At 44.9% G+C, this 14174-nt stretch carries 13 protein-coding genes; 3 read left to right on the plus strand and 10 right to left on the minus strand.

Annotated features, from left to right (window positions below; all coding sequences use genetic code 11):
* Positions 1–55 precede the first annotated feature (55 nt).
* From trmB to IGJ74_RS16235, 5 genes are all read right to left on the minus strand, one after another.
* Positions 56–712, minus strand: coding sequence for a tRNA (guanosine(46)-N7)-methyltransferase TrmB (trmB, locus tag IGJ74_RS16215; protein WP_005233410.1), 657 nt, complete (start codon positions 710–712; stop codon positions 56–58).
* A 57-nt stretch (positions 713–769) separates the two neighbouring features.
* Positions 770–1549, minus strand: a complete 780-nt coding sequence (locus tag IGJ74_RS16220) for a phosphotransferase family protein (protein ID WP_005233409.1) — start codon at positions 1547–1549, stop codon at positions 770–772.
* Between the two features lie 104 nt (positions 1550–1653).
* The gene (locus IGJ74_RS16225; RefSeq protein ID WP_087664548.1) at positions 1654–2865 is read right to left on the minus strand and encodes an ABC transporter permease; all 1212 of its coding nucleotides are present in this window, start codon (positions 2863–2865) and stop codon (positions 1654–1656) included.
* Entirely contained in the window at positions 2862–3596 is a 735-nt protein-coding gene (locus IGJ74_RS16230; protein WP_005233406.1) for an ABC transporter ATP-binding protein, read from the minus strand. Before IGJ74_RS16230 ends, IGJ74_RS16225 begins: the two co-directional genes overlap by 4 nt.
* A gap of 84 nt (positions 3597–3680) precedes the next feature.
* A complete protein-coding gene (locus tag IGJ74_RS16235) occupies positions 3681–4160 on the minus strand; it encodes a hypothetical protein (protein WP_005233404.1) in 480 nt (159 codons plus the stop codon).
* A 211-nt stretch (positions 4161–4371) separates the two neighbouring features.
* Here IGJ74_RS16235 and IGJ74_RS16240 point away from each other — a divergent pair, with 211 nt between their 5' ends.
* The 3 genes from IGJ74_RS16240 to IGJ74_RS16250 all read left to right on the plus strand — a co-directional run bounded on the left by IGJ74_RS16240 (position 4372) and on the right by IGJ74_RS16250 (position 6322).
* Positions 4372–4797, plus strand: a complete 426-nt coding sequence (locus IGJ74_RS16240) for an HIT family protein (RefSeq protein WP_005233401.1) — start codon at positions 4372–4374, stop codon at positions 4795–4797.
* Complete coding sequence (locus tag IGJ74_RS16245; RefSeq protein WP_005227717.1) at positions 4798–5172, plus strand: YtxH domain-containing protein; 375 nt, start codon at positions 4798–4800, stop codon at positions 5170–5172.
* Positions 5173–5287: 115 nt separating this feature from the next.
* On the plus strand, positions 5288–6322 hold the full coding sequence (locus tag IGJ74_RS16250; RefSeq protein ID WP_218193034.1) for a peptidylprolyl isomerase: 1035 nt from the start codon (positions 5288–5290) through the stop codon (positions 6320–6322).
* A 169-nt stretch (positions 6323–6491) separates the two neighbouring features.
* On the opposite strand, the gene IGJ74_RS16255 is transcribed toward IGJ74_RS16250, so the two are convergent.
* The 5 genes from IGJ74_RS16255 to IGJ74_RS16275 form a co-directional block, all read right to left on the minus strand.
* The gene (locus IGJ74_RS16255; RefSeq protein ID WP_034872173.1) at positions 6492–7436 is read right to left on the minus strand and encodes a 3'-5' exoribonuclease YhaM family protein; all 945 of its coding nucleotides are present in this window, start codon (positions 7434–7436) and stop codon (positions 6492–6494) included.
* Between the two features lie 16 nt (positions 7437–7452).
* Positions 7453–10128 (minus strand): AAA family ATPase, encoded by a 2676-nt coding sequence (locus IGJ74_RS16260; RefSeq protein WP_218193035.1) that lies wholly within the window; start codon positions 10126–10128, stop codon positions 7453–7455.
* Complete coding sequence (locus IGJ74_RS16265; protein WP_223347129.1) at positions 10125–11315, minus strand: metallophosphoesterase family protein; 1191 nt, start codon at positions 11313–11315, stop codon at positions 10125–10127. The genes IGJ74_RS16260 and IGJ74_RS16265 overlap by 4 nt, the downstream gene beginning before the upstream one ends.
* A 193-nt stretch (positions 11316–11508) precedes the next feature.
* Positions 11509–11850, minus strand: coding sequence for a YlbF family regulator (locus tag IGJ74_RS16270; RefSeq protein ID WP_005227708.1), 342 nt, complete (start codon positions 11848–11850; stop codon positions 11509–11511).
* A gap of 70 nt (positions 11851–11920) precedes the next feature.
* On the minus strand, positions 11921–14083 hold the full coding sequence (locus tag IGJ74_RS16275) for a PBP1A family penicillin-binding protein (RefSeq protein WP_061053370.1): 2163 nt from the start codon (positions 14081–14083) through the stop codon (positions 11921–11923).
* Between the last annotated feature and the right edge of the window lie 91 nt (positions 14084–14174).

The raw sequence follows: 14174 nt of genomic DNA on the forward strand, positions 1-14174 counted from the left end.
CTTTGAGAATAGAAAAAAAAGATGAAGCAAATTTGCTTCATCTTTCATCATTCGTTTATTTCTGTGGTTCTTTTGCCACAAATTGGGCTTCCACCCGATAGATCCGCTGCCCGCGGCTTGAGAATTTTTCTTCATATTCCGTCATGATATTGTTCTCAAAGGAACTGTTATGCAAGTCCAACCAAACTTGTTTGATAATCATGCCGTATTGAGAAAAGCTCGCTAAGGAATACTCAAACAATCCTTGGTTATCCGTTTTGAAATGGATCTCGCCGTTGGGACGTAAAATCTGCTCGTCGACTGCTAAAAAGGCTTTGGAAGTCAAACGGCGCTTCTCATGCTTCTTCTTAGGCCATGGATCAGAAAAATTCAAATAGATCTGGTCTACTTCATTGTCTGCAAAATAGTTGGTCAATGCGGAACCATCGACATGCAGCAGTTGCAAGTTCGGGATCTCCTGCTCGATCATTTTATCTAATGCGATCGAAACGACACTAATCTGCATTTCCACACCAATATAATTGATCTCGGGATGAGCTTTCGCCATTTCCGTAATAAATTGGCCTTTTCCCATTCCAATTTCGATATGCAGCGGGTGATCATTGCCAAAGCGTTCATGCCAACGCCCTTTCCATTCAGTAGGCTCTGCCACAACGTATTCTGGATGAGCGTCAATCAGCTCTTTTGCACCTGCACGTTTTCTTACTCTCATGTTTCTTCCTTTCCGAAAAAACAAGATGGAACCAAATTGCCTCGCTCCATCTTCTCTTCATTCGCTATAAATTCGTTTTAATTGTAAAATCTCTGCATTCATGGCTTTGTAATCGCCTCGCAGATAATATTTTTTGACCTCTTGCAGCATACTCAACAATGCGTACCAATAAATCTTTTCGATCACTTCGCTGCTGCTGTGGATACCATAGCGCACGAGCCAATGAGACCAGCCAGATAATGGCACATAGTGACCTAAAATAGTGCCGATATCGATTGCCGGATCTGCAAACATCACGGAATCCCAATCGACTAAATACAAATAGTTTTGACAAACTAGCCAATTTCGATAATTGACATCGCCATGGACGACCGCGGCTTTCTGCTCGTCAAAAGCTGGAATATTGGTTTTTAAATACTCGGTGACCAAATGAATAAAACGGTTTTGGGCGACCGCAGAAGGCAGCTGATCCTGATAATCCATCAGCATCTGTTCAGGCGATCTGACTTGTCCGCCGATTTTGCTTAGCATCTGTGCCAACGTTTTTGAATGATGCAAGTGATACAACACATCAATGACATCATTTCTTTGGCCGATTTCATCGGGATCTAAGACCCGTCCATCCAGCCATTCTTGTGCGGAGAGCGTATCCCCATTTCCCGTCCGTTTCGTCCAGACGAGTTTGGGTGCAATGCCCTCTTTAGAGAGTGCCGCAAGCATCGGGGTCGTATTTCGTTTGATAAAGACTTTGTCGTTGTCCTTGAGCCCGATATAGGCTTTCCCGGTGTCGCCTTTGATTGGCCGCATACGCCAATCTTGATCCAAGCGAATATCCATCCTAGCTTCTCTCCTTATTTCGCAGTACCTCTTATTCTAGCTTCCTAATGGGTCGCCGTCAAGCGCATATGCGTTCGCTTTTTGTAAGAGAGGCCACTTGTGGATCAGGCGTGCATTTTCTTTAATCGCCCTGGCAAGTAGATGCCTAAAAAAAGACCCGCAAACCCTAAGAAGCCAAGAAACGCGATACCGCCTTGCCAAACAAAAGGCAAGCGCAAGCAACAGATCACGCCGAAAAGAACTGCGGTCACCAGTAAGAGTGCCCCAAGAATTTTTTTGATCGCTGCGGCTTTTTGTTTTTCTGGCACGGGATACAGATGTGTCAAAACCATGTATTGAAACTCATTGATCAAAGGAATCAGTTGGAAACCGATCAGATAAAGAAACAAGCAGCCGATCAGCAGACTGATCCAAAGCTCATCGACAAAGAATAAGACGAACCCACCAATCAAAGTCAAACGGACATAAAGCCCGCCATATTGCCCCCCACGGATCACTCGGCGCAAGTAAAGATAGAGGTACGTATTGCTGTGCACTGGTTTGATCTTTGCCAGCAGCCAGTCGAGGTATTTGCGCCGTTTGGCTTCCGTCGTGATTTGGGGAACATCTGTAAATAAGTTGATAAACCGATAGATACGCATTAAGCGCGACTGTTCGGCTTGGATCATATAGTCCCAATCCAAAAGCTGGCTATTGGCTTTCAGTCCAAAGAGGAACCAGATTGCTTGGAAGATGCTGATCCCCAACCCTAGCCAAGGTGCTACATAAATACTGGCAAGTGTGGCAGCTAACGCACTTGCGAACCAGATGCCTCGCTGCTGTTTGACTTGCTGCTGAGTTTCTTGATACAAACGAATCCGTTGTAGTGAAAGATCCCCCAGTTTTAAGAGCCACATCATCCCTAAAAAGTATGGGAATGAGGCAAAGGTGCTGTTTGCTGTGACCACGACCAAAGGCATCGTTGCCCCTACGGTTAAAAATAAAACCCCAAAGGGCAGCCAGAGGGAATAACGTAACGCTTGGCTGAGATAACTTGTCATTTGTCCTTCTTTGGCTAACAGAAAAATCAAATCTGCCGGTTTCGTCAGTGTCGCTAAGCGTCCCAGCGGTAAAACAAAGAGCCAAACAGCGACCACGATGATGCCGCCTAATGGAAACGGCCGCGGCAATGTTTTTAGCAATTCAGAATAATAGAGCCCCAGACCTCCGACTAAGAAGGTGCTGATCAAAGCAAAATGATCATTGAAGACATAGCGCAAATAGCGTGTCATCTGTTTTTGATGCCGCTGTAAGCGTTGCGAGAAAAACTGCTTCATGCTTGACTCTCCTTTGTCAGTGCGAGGTACAGATCATCAAGGGAGGCTTCTGGTGCTTGAAATTGGCTTCTTAGTTCCGCCAATGTCCCTTGTGCGCGGATCTCACCGTTATGCAAGAGGATGAATTTGTCACAATACTTCTCTGCGGTTGCTAAAATGTGGGTGGACATCAAAATAGATGCCCCGGTTTGTTTCATCTCATTCATCAGTTCCAATAACGCATTGATCGCTAAAGGATCTAATCCTAGAAAGGGTTCATCAATGATGTAGACACTCGGCTCAATCAAAAAGGCACACAGTACCATAACTTTTTGTTTCATCCCTTTTGAAAAGTTTGCCGGGAACCAATCGAGTTTGTTTTCTAAGCGAAAGGTTTTTAGCAGGCGTTCTGCTCGCTTCATGGCTTCTTCTTGTGGAAGATCGTAGGCCATCGCCGTCACTTCAATGTGCTCTCTTAAGGTCAATTCTTCATATAAAGAAGGGGTTTCGGGGATATACCCGATTTGTTTGCGGTATTGCTCTGGGTTTTCTTTAAGGGTCAAGCCATCGATCGTGATGGTGCCGCTATGAGGTTGCAGTAAACCGATGATTTCTTTGATCGTCGTACTCTTCCCTGCCCCGTTCAAGCCGATCAAGCCAACGAGCTCCCCATCGCCGATCGTAAAATCAATATTTTTTAAGACTGGCAGCTGATTGTAGCCGCCTGTCACGTTTGCTACTTGTAAAGTCATTTTTTCCCTCCGATTCGCCTGATTATGGCTCTTTGTCAACGTAGGCTCTTTTTGTTCAATTCAGTCAGCTGGCAAAACAGTTGTTTATTTTTCTTTATTCGTGACTTGCAGGATAAATTCATTTTCTCCCACTGTAATGATTTCTTGCGCTAGTTCTTGGCTGCCAAAGCGCTCTTGCCACGTTTGTGCTTCGCTGGCTGGAAAGACGACCATTTGGATGGCACCAGCGGCAAGACGGGTGGTAAAGGCTTGGACAGCGGCTGGTTCGGCATAAGAAACCAGGCTGATCCGCAGCTCTTCTTTTTGATACCCTTGATCTATTGCCCATGCTTCAACGGCTGCTTCCAATTCACTTTGCACCGCAGGGTCCATTGCTGTTTCAGTGACAATGGCGGCATTGACTACTTCTTCTTGCGGACGTGTCAGAGAATAAGTGATTGAACCAGCAAACACCACAAACAGCGTGATCGCGATCAACCACTCTTTATAGGCATAGGCTAAGTAGCGAAGCTTCGCTGAAGTCGTTGTTTTTTTCTGTAAGGTTTCTTTAATGATCGGTTTCATAGGTTCCTTCTTTCCAAATGATTTCTGATATTAAGTCTAGGGTTGTTGGAATCTAAATGCAAGCGTTTCTCGCTTGCTTTTCGCATTTCTTTAAAAAAGCGCCTTTGTTGAAGGAACAGTTGCCTTGTTCCGACTTTTTCAAAGAGGAAACCAGACGAAAAAAAGCAAAATATGGTAAAGTAGAGGTAATAGATCAAGGAGGTTTTTTACAATGGAAAATTGTATTTTTTGTAAAATCAATAATCGTGAGATTCCTAGCTACAAAGTCTACGAGGATGAGCAAGTCTATGCCTTTTTAGATATTTCCCAAGTCACCCCTGGTCATACATTGGTCATTCCCAAAACGCATGTGACGGATATTTTCGAGTACGATGAAACGTTGGCAGCAGCGGTTTTTGCCCGTATCCCTAAGATTGCTCGGGCGATCGAAAAAGCATTCCCTGAGATCGAAGGCTTAAATATCATCAACAACAATAAAGAATTGGCGTACCAATCCGTCTTCCATTCCCATGTCCATTTGATTCCTCGCTACAGCAAAGACGATGATTTCAAGATCCATTTTGGCAATCATGCAGAGAATTACACGGGGGAAGAGCTGGCGGCAATCGCCGAAAAAATTGGAAAGCAGGTGAACTAAATGATCGGTAATTTTCTTAAAGGACTTTTGTTCGGTTCCATCGCCGGCGGCTTAGGCGGTTTGCTTTTTGCACCAAAAAGCGGCAATGAAACCCGTGAAGAATTGATTCGCTATTTAGATGACACGACAGAAGCGACCTTAGAATTCAATGACAGTGTCAAACAGCTCAAAGATGCTGTGATGGTAACCCGCAAAACGATCGACGAAACGATCCCAGTTGTGACCGAATCTTTCACGAAAGATTTGGAAGCCTTCAAATTCCAAGCACAACCGCGCCTTGCTCGGATAAAAACCCAAATGGAACAATTGAATCAGCACATCACGACGATTCAAGCCCAAAGCGCCGAGGATGACAAACAAATCGAAAATTTGTAGTTTTTATGAATTTTGTTTGAAACATCCGCTGTTTTCTTTCCAACCATTTCTAGAAGTGGTATAGTAGGTGCAGTGATTATTATGAATCTTTTTAGAATTAGGAGTGCTTAAACGAATGAAGAAAAAATTAATTTTAGTAGCAGTCAGTGCAATGAGTCTTTTTGCATTAGCGGCTTGTGGTAACTCAAGTGAGGAAATCGCAACAATGAAGGGCGGTAAAATCACTGTTCAAGATTTTTATGACCAAGCAAAAACAAGTTCAGAAAATCAACAAGCGTTGCGTCAAATGATCGTCTTAAAAGTGTTTGATGAAAAATACGGTGATGACGTAACAGAAGAAATGATCGACGAACAATTCAATAATGTGGCTGAACAATATGGCGGCAGTGATTCCTTTGAATCAACATTGACTGCCTCTGGTTATACGGTGAAATCTTACCGTGCAGAATTGAAACAACAACTTGCGTTACGTGAAGGCTTAAAAGCCAACATGGATATCACTGATGAAGACATGAAAACTGCTTGGGATTCTTTCCACCCTGAAGTAGAAGCACAAATCATCAAAGTAGCAAGTGAAGATGATGCCAAAGACGTCTTAGAAGAAGCGAAAAAAGATGATGCAGACTTTGGCGAAATCGCTAAAGAAAAATCAACGGATGCGGCAACAAAAGAAGATGGCGGAACGATCAAATTCGATTCTACTTCATCAGCTGTACCAAGTGAAGTAAAAACAGCCGCTTTTGACTTAAAAGATGGTGAAATCTCTGAAGTGATCTCTGCAACCAACACGTCAACTTACACGACGGAATACTATATTGTGAAAATGGTGAAAAACCAAGACAAAGGCAACGATATGGATAAATACAAAGATGAATTGACTGAAATTGCTCAAAACACTTTGTTGAATGATTCAACCTTTATGGCAGCAACGATCGGTCAAGAATTGCAAGCAGCTAATGTGAAAATGAAAGACTCTGACTTAGCAGACTTGCTTTCTGATTACATCACAGCGGCCGAAACAGAAGATTCAACTGCTGACTCTTCTGCTAACGATGCAACGGACAGCTCAGCGGCAGATTCTTCTGCTACTGATGCAACCGATGATTCTACTGCAACGAGTGAAAGTGCTACAGATTCTTCTGCTGAATAAACGAAAAAAGAAGTGCCGTCGTAGCGGCGCTTCTTTTTTTATGCTAATTAGGTTAATATTGCCGATTCAGCTACTTTTTCCAACATCTGAAAAACCACGCTAAGCAAGCCTAGCGTGGTTTTTGTTCTTTCCGTCATTCACTTTGGTTGATCGTGCTACAAGGTCACGGCTACACTTCTTTCGGTACATAAAAACTCCGATTGTCCATGCCAAAAATTCGGTCTGTGTATTGACCTGGTTCCGTTAAACGAATCGACGTCAGCATCATTTGCATGGAAGCATCCAAATTATCGATCTGATGGAGGATCTCCGCTTCCATTATGCGGGGGCGAACAGGTGACCCATATTCTAATAAGCCATGGTGGGCTAAAACCATATGCCGCAAAACAACGATATCTTCTTCTTTGTCATCAAATTTCAAAGCCATACAGGCTTGCGTGATTTCTTCATCCACTAAGACCAAATGCCCTACTAGATTCCCCGCCAAGGTATACTCTGTCGTCATCGGACCTGTCAACTCGATCACTTTTCCTAAATCATGCAAAATGATACCCGCATACAGTAGTGAAGCATTCAATTCAGGATACTCTTTGACGATTGCTTTTCCTAACCGCAGCATAGTGGTCGTATGATACGCCAATCCACTAGCGAAGGCATGGTGATTGCGCTTCGCAGCTGGAAAGTCAAAGAATTCCTTTTTATACTTGTTCAGTAAGAAACGGACGATCCGATTCCAGTGAGGATTCGTGATCTCAAACAAGGTTTGACTGATTTCTTCTTCCATCTCTTCTTTTCGCAAGGGTGCTTTTTCCATGTATTGGCTTGGTTCATGGGGCTCTTCCGGTTTCGCTAAACGCAAATGCATGATTTTAACTTGCGGATTGCCTTGGTAGACCTCCCGTTTTCCATCTAGCAGTACTACTTTCCCGGGTTCAAAACGGGCGATTTCTTCATCTGATGCATCCCAGAACTTTCCGTCGATCGTGCCGGATGTATCTTGAAAGGTGAAGGCAATAAATTTTTTGCCGTTTTTCGCGATCCGCACATCGGCATTCTTGATCAGCAAGAAAAGTTGAAACGTTTCATCAACAGTTAATTCACGAATTTTTTTCATGGGCTTATTTGGCCGATCAGCCAAATCTTTCACTTCCTTTACTCAGATCCTGGATAGGCTGCTGGTACTTCTGATAATAGCTTACCATTTCTTGGTCAGAAGACAAACAAATTACTTGATAACTTTGCCCAAACTCTTTTAACAGTGCGGCAAAGCGTTCCTTACGAACACTGTCATAATGCAACCAACCATCATCAATAATGATTGGACACAATGGGTGATTTTTTTGCAGCGCTAGATAACCGAAGCGTAACGCCATGATTAACTGATCCTTCGTGCCTGTGGACAGGTCGATGATCGAAAACGTCTCGCTGGCATTTGCCGCTACCAACAAGCCATTTTCCAAAAGAATCTTTTGATAACGTCCGTTTGAAAGCTGTTCAAAATAGGTTGAAGCAGCCGACAATAGCTGCGGCAATTGCTGTTCTGACAACTCGGTCGTAACATCCGTTAAAATCGAAGCCGCCAACTGACGACTCCCCCATGCCACAGCAAGTTCTTCAATGACCGCCTTTAGCTCACTTTCTTCTTGATAAAGCTGATTCAAGGTGCCATTTTTTTGACTAGCTGCTGCTTCTAATTCCAAACGCTGTTTTTGCTCCGTCAACTGCTGTATTTGTGCCTGAAGCTGTGTTTGCTGCTGCTTGATCTGGTCTTTTTGCTGCAGCAATTCTGCTTGCGTCACTGGTTCAGGATAAATCGGTGTTAACATCACCGCCAATTCTTCTGCTCGCTGCTGCGTGCGTTGCGCCGCTTCCCATTGCTTCAACCAGAGGCTGATTTCTGCAGGGTGATCTAAGCCTTGTTGCTGTAAGAGATCACTGGCCTGGGAAAGCAGCTGGTCGCGTTCATTGCGGGTGCGGGTCAACTGTTGGGCCAGCAGCGTGCTAGGTTGTTGCAGTCGTGAAAGCTTGATTGTTTGCATCTCTTCATTAAACCTCTGCAAGATCGCTGCTTTTTCTAACAAGGTTTTGTTTTGCAACGGCAGCCACTCAGCATAAGGTCGGAACTGCTCGTCAAAGGGTGCCAGTTCTTCTGCGACGGCTTGCCGTTCTTGATAGGCTTGTTTGCGCTGCTGTGAGTAGGCTTGATAGCTAGCAACATCTTCATCATAGGCTAATAAATACGACTGCCAGCTTTCCACCGGCAAATTACCAAAAAAGGGTGTCAGGGCTTGGTGGGCACGATCGATCTGCTGCTGCTTTTGCTGCTGTTCATTTCCCAGCTGCGCCAACTCTTCTCCCAGCAGATCCAGCTGCATGAGAACCGTCTGCCATTCCTGTTTGATGCCTTGCTGTTTGTTTGGCGCTGCTTTCATCAACGGCAAAACACTGCCAATGATCGCTGCGATCCCTACACCTAGAGCAAGCCAGCGCCACGGACTCGGCAAAAAGATACCGATCACTACTAGCAGCCCACCGACGATCCCTAGCGGCCATAGCGGGCGAGAAACCGGCTTGCGGCCAATCAATTGAGGATGCTGCTGTTCTAAGCGAGCTGCGTTGGCTTGCAAAGGCTGCGCTTTTTCTTCTAAACGCATCATGCGCTTTTCGAGCTCTTCTAACTGCACACGTTCTTGTAGTAAACGTGTGGTTTGTTCATGGATCGAAGCCGTTACTAGCGGCGGCGATTCTCTGCTCCATTGGCGCTTTTCGACCAAGCGATTCAGTTCCGTGATGGCGACGGCTTCTTGATGATTGGCCGCTGCTTCACGATCTGCCAAACGCGCCATCGTCACTTGCTGCTGCAGCAAGTGATTGATTTGGTGCTCGTGATCAAGGTAAAAGAAATACTTATCTGATTCTTTTCCTTGCTCCAACTGATCTAATTCAGCTTCTTTTTTGCGAATTTCTTCCGTCAGCTGCTGATACTGCTGATAAAACTGTTTGATGGCTTGGACTTGCTGAGGATCGGCTAACGTATCTGCTGGTGCCATTTGCTGCCACTCTTCATAAAGCCCCCAATGACTCAGCTGCTGCTGATTTTCCTGATAGGCTTCATTCAATGCTTGAAACTGGTGTCGCAAGTCTTGGATCTGTTCTTGCAACTGGGCGATCTGCTGATACTGCTGTTGGATGCGGCTTTCTTCGCTTTCTTTTTCCGCAATCGTTTTTTGCAGTTTTTCTAATTGTTTTAACGCCTGATTCAAAGGCAGCTTTTGCCCCCGTGGCTTGTATTGCTGCTGATTGATGGTTTCATATTGTGCCACTTGCTGCAGCATTTTTTGACTGCCGCTGATTCCCAGAGAAATCAACGCTTGGTGCAGCTCATTTTCTTCTAGCTTATCGATCTGGGTCAATTGCTCTTGCTGAAAGGTAAAGACATCGAAGAACAATGCTCGATTGAGGGGCTGCAGGTGTTGTGCCAGCCATTGCTCATCGACCGTCTGACCAGCGACATGGACTTTGGCACGACCGCGGTCTACATGCCGATAGCGTTCCACGATCACTTCGCCGAAGGGTTCCAGCGCCAACCATAACTTGCCACCGTAAGCTGCACCGTTTTTGGGGGTATAGTCTTTTTTCTTGGCTGTCTTTTTCGGAAAGCCAAATAAGATGGCGGCAATAAATTGATACAACGTCGATTTTCCGATCTCGTTGTGCCCAAAGAGCAGCTGATTTTGCGGATGAAAGGCAAAGCTTTGTTCATGGTATTTCCCAAAACCGGTAATCTCTGCTTTTAAAATTCTCATGACTGCTCCTCCCATTGAAAGTCGTCTTTCAACAATTGCTTGGCTTGCTGCAAGACTTCTTCTTGAAATGATTCATGGGTGATCCCCCGCTGGATCAGCGGATGCTGCAATAGATCGGACAGTCGGTCCGCAAAGATCTCTGGTGACTCATACATCGCTAAAAACTGCAGCATATAGTCTTGTGGTACCGCCAATGCGATCTTGTCTTCATTGGCTTGCTCGACTTCAAGGGCATAGATTACTTGCAGCGGCTCTGTTTGTGCCAACCGTTCATTGAGGTAGGTCAGCCATTCATTTTTTTCCGCAGCTGGAAACCAATCTGGCGGCAGCTGCTGCACATCGGTCAACACCAGATGCAGCAAGCGCGAACGAGGACTTTTTAAGCGCTCGATGATCGCTGGCAATACGGCATTCGAGGCGGTCACATCCGCTAAGGAGACCACTTGCTTTTGCCAAGCGATTTCCGCGATCTCCAAGCGCTCGATTGTTGGTCCTTGTGGCGATAATTCTGCCAAAATCACCCCAGTCGCCTGCTCTTTCTTGGTCTTTCCTTGAGGCGTACCGGGATAGAGGATCGGTGGTTGCTCTGAGAGCGTCTTAGGTACATGGATGTGCCCCAAGCCCCAATAATCATAGCCTTTTTGCTTCATTTCACTGATTGAAAAGGGGGCATACCGTTCACCGGCTTGATCCCCGTGGTAAAGCCCAATATGGTAATCCACCGCTGCTCTTGCGGGAAATTCTGTTACTTTATTTTCAGCGATCCAAGGATGTTGGTAGCTAAATCCACTGATTGCATAGGTTTCACCGTTTTTCGTTGTTCCTTGTACCGTTTGAACTTCTTCCGATGAAAAGAGAATGACGTTTTCTGGAAAAGCAAACCAATACCGTTGCGGATCATAATAATCATGGTTGCCGAAAATCATATAGACTGGGATCTCTGCTTCTCCCAGTCGTTGCAGTTGGGCAAAAAAGTCATGCTGCACTTTTAGACTCGGCCGTGCTTGATGGAATGTATCCCCAGCCAGCAAAACAAAATCGACCGCTTTTTCTAAAGCAACATCCACCAAATTACGGATGATTTTTTGATTGATAGCAGGGAGTTGGGTCTTCACTTTTTCAGATAACAGATGGACCCCTTCAAATGACCGGTCGATATGCAGGTCTGCACTATGTAAAAATCGCATTTCTTTCTCCCTCCTTAATGCTTCTATCATAACATTTATCAGTCATTTCGTCAGCAAAATACGAAAATTTGTTCGCCTTTTTCATAAAAAAAACCAAAGAAGCGCTTTTGAAACTTCTTTGGAAACGACTCTTGCAGTTGCAGCCGGTTTCTCTGAAGTTTCACTTGCTTCTTTGGTCTTTGTTTGTTGGCGATTACGCTTCGTATAGATCTCTTACAGGACCCATGATGATGCGGTTCAAGTCATTGGCTACTAAACTGAAGGCTTGCTCTTTTTGCATCAAGTCAGAAACGATGCCGTCTTGTTGAATTTTTTGCGATAATTCTTGGGCTTTTTGCGCTTCTTCTTCCGTCATTTCTTCGCCAGCCATCATTTTTTGTTGCAGGCTTTGTTGCAACTCTTGAAACTCTTTGAATAACGCGTACGCTTCTTCATTTGCTTTCAAACGGTCGAAAGAACCTTTCAGATCTTGAAATTGTTCTGACTCCCGTAATTCACGTTCTAATTGATTTGCTGTATCATAAATATTTGCCATTTTGACGCCTCCTCTTTTTTTCTAGTATACCATTCTTCTCAGGTTCTAGACTAGCAGTTGCCTAATTCCTTTAATTTCCACTAATGGAATTCCACAAGCCGCCAAACAATTCTTTCGTTCCTTCTTTGATCTTGCTGCCGAATTCCTTCATACCTTCTTTGGCGCTTTCGGCAAAGTCATCGATGGTTTGTTGCCAATCATTGCTATTTTGTGACGTACTGCTATCAGGATCTGGTACCTCATCGGCTGCCATTAATTTTCCGCCTGTCCAATAAGCGTCTGCAACTTGGAATTGGGTGCCTTGACTATAAGGCAGTAAGCTTTCGGCCTCTGCTTTAAATATTTTCCCAACAACTTGTCCGCTAGTTCCCGTTAAGTAATGATCTTCACTCACATGTTCAAATCCTAGCCAGGTTGACAGAACCATATCAGGAGTATAGCCGACGATCCATTGGTCATTGACCTTAGAAGCATCAAAGTTGGTCTCTGTCGTACCCGTCTTACCGGCGATCGTAAAGCCGTACGGACTAGCACTAACCCCCGTCCCGTTAGAGAAGGTTCCTAGCATCATGCTCGTCATTTTATCAGCGGTCTCTTTAGAAATCACGCGTTTGCCTTGCACAGACGTATTGTCAACGATCACGGCACCAGTTGAATCAACGATTTTGGTGATCAAATGCGGTTTGTAGTAATACCCGCCATTAGCGAAAACGCCATACGCTGCTGCCATCGTCATTGGAGATTCCCCTTTTTCCAAACCACCTAATGCTAAGCCATAATATTTGTCGGATTCGGTCAAGGAAAGACCGAATTCTTGTGCTTTGCTATACCCGCGATCTAAGCCGATCTCATGCAGCAGCCAAACTGCTGGCAGATTCAAACTTTGGGCGAGGGCTTGATACATGACTGCTTCGCCAGCATAGGTCCCGTCAAAGTTTTGAGCATCATAAAAATCAAGAGGCTCGTCTTTCAGGACACTGTCCGGTTCAAACCCAGCTTCTAGGGCAGGGGCGAAGACGCTGATCGGTTTGATCGTGGAACCTGGTGAACGTTTCATTTGCGTGGCAAAATTAAATCCTCTAAAGACGTGCTCACCACGACGACCCACCACCGCTTGCACCCCACCGGTATTCGGATCAAGTGCGACAGAGCCAGATTGCACCATCGTGCCATCAGCGGCATTTTCAGGGAACAAGGCATCGTTTTTATAGGCAGCTTCCATTTGTGCTTGGTAGTTTTGATCCAGGGCTGTATAGATCTTGTAGCCGCGATTCATGACATCATCGGCGTCCAACCCATAGGATTCGGCTTCGTCGATGACCGCATCGAAATAATAAGGATACTTATAGCCAGATTCTGAATTGCCAAATCCATCATAAAGTAAATTGGCTAAGACAACTTGTGATTCTTGGTCAGCAACGGACTGGTCCAACTTGCCGTTATCCACCATCAAACTCAAGACGGTGTCGCGACGGTTCGTGGCGTTTTCCAGATTGTCGATCGGGTTATAGATCGAAGGACCTTTGAGCATCCCCACCAACGTCGCAGCTTCTCCCACGCTTAGTTCAGAAGCATTGACACCGAAATATTTTAGCGAAGCATCTTGAATGCCCCAAACCCCGTTACCGAAATAGGAACTGTTCAAATACATTTCTAAAATCTCATCTTTAGAATATTTCTTCTCGATCTCGATCGCTAAGAAAAGCTCCTTGGCTTTTCGACTAAAGGTTTGATCCAAGGACAGATAGGCATTTTTAGCAAGCTGCTGGGTGATCGTACTTCCCCCACCGCCTTCGGCACTGCGGTTGACCAGCATACGTAGGGCTGCCCGAGCGATCCCTTTGATATCAAACCCGTGGTGATTATAGAAGTTGCGGTCTTCGGTTGAGATCAAGGCGTTGACCACATCACTGGAGATGGCATCAAGAGAAACGTACGTGCCTTTTTGCGAGTACAACTGCCCTGCTTCATCACCATTGGCATCAAAAATCACCGTCGATTCTTTCAGACCTGACTCTAATTCACTGACTTTCGTATTTTTGGCGATATAAAATAAATACCCGCTCATGATTAAGATAGCAACTAAACTAAGTAAAATAAAAATTTTATTTACGTGGTATTTTTTCCAAACCCGCTTGCGCCATTGATGAAATTGCTGCAAATACGGTTTTAACCAGCGCCAAAAGGTCAGCCAACCGGTCTTTATTTTGTGAAGGATGTGTTTCCAATCCATTACTTCACGCTCCTTTGGTTAAGTGTAGCATAAATGACTTTCTTTGTTATACGGCTCTAGACGTAATTTCATTCGAAAAGAATGCTTTATT

This window comes from Enterococcus sp. AZ009 (genome assembly GCF_050548785.1).
Classification (GTDB): domain Bacteria; phylum Bacillota; class Bacilli; order Lactobacillales; family Enterococcaceae; genus Enterococcus_D; species Enterococcus_D entomosocium.

Coding starts and splice junctions, on each gene's coding strand:
- IGJ74_RS16220 (WP_005233409.1), bottom strand. CDS start 1,549: ATGGATATTCGCTTGGATCAAGATTGGCGTATGCGGCCAATCAAAGGC.
- IGJ74_RS16265 (WP_223347129.1), bottom strand. CDS start 11,315: ATGCGATTTTTACATAGTGCAGACCTGCATATCGACCGGTCATTTGAA.
- IGJ74_RS16270 (WP_005227708.1), bottom strand. CDS start 11,850: ATGGCAAATATTTATGATACAGCAAATCAATTAGAACGTGAATTACGG.
- IGJ74_RS16250 (WP_218193034.1), top strand. CDS start 5,288: ATGAAGAAAAAATTAATTTTAGTAGCAGTCAGTGCAATGAGTCTTTTT.
- trmB (WP_005233410.1), bottom strand. CDS start 712: ATGAGAGTAAGAAAACGTGCAGGTGCAAAAGAGCTGATTGACGCTCAT.
- IGJ74_RS16245 (WP_005227717.1), top strand. CDS start 4,798: ATGATCGGTAATTTTCTTAAAGGACTTTTGTTCGGTTCCATCGCCGGC.
- IGJ74_RS16230 (WP_005233406.1), bottom strand. CDS start 3,596: ATGACTTTACAAGTAGCAAACGTGACAGGCGGCTACAATCAGCTGCCA.
- IGJ74_RS16260 (WP_218193035.1), bottom strand. CDS start 10,128: ATGAGAATTTTAAAAGCAGAGATTACCGGTTTTGGGAAATACCATGAA.
- IGJ74_RS16240 (WP_005233401.1), top strand. CDS start 4,372: ATGGAAAATTGTATTTTTTGTAAAATCAATAATCGTGAGATTCCTAGC.
- IGJ74_RS16275 (WP_061053370.1), bottom strand. CDS start 14,083: ATGGATTGGAAACACATCCTTCACAAAATAAAGACCGGTTGGCTGACC.
- IGJ74_RS16235 (WP_005233404.1), bottom strand. CDS start 4,160: ATGAAACCGATCATTAAAGAAACCTTACAGAAAAAAACAACGACTTCA.
- IGJ74_RS16255 (WP_034872173.1), bottom strand. CDS start 7,436: ATGAAAAAAATTCGTGAATTAACTGTTGATGAAACGTTTCAACTTTTC.
- IGJ74_RS16225 (WP_087664548.1), bottom strand. CDS start 2,865: ATGAAGCAGTTTTTCTCGCAACGCTTACAGCGGCATCAAAAACAGATG.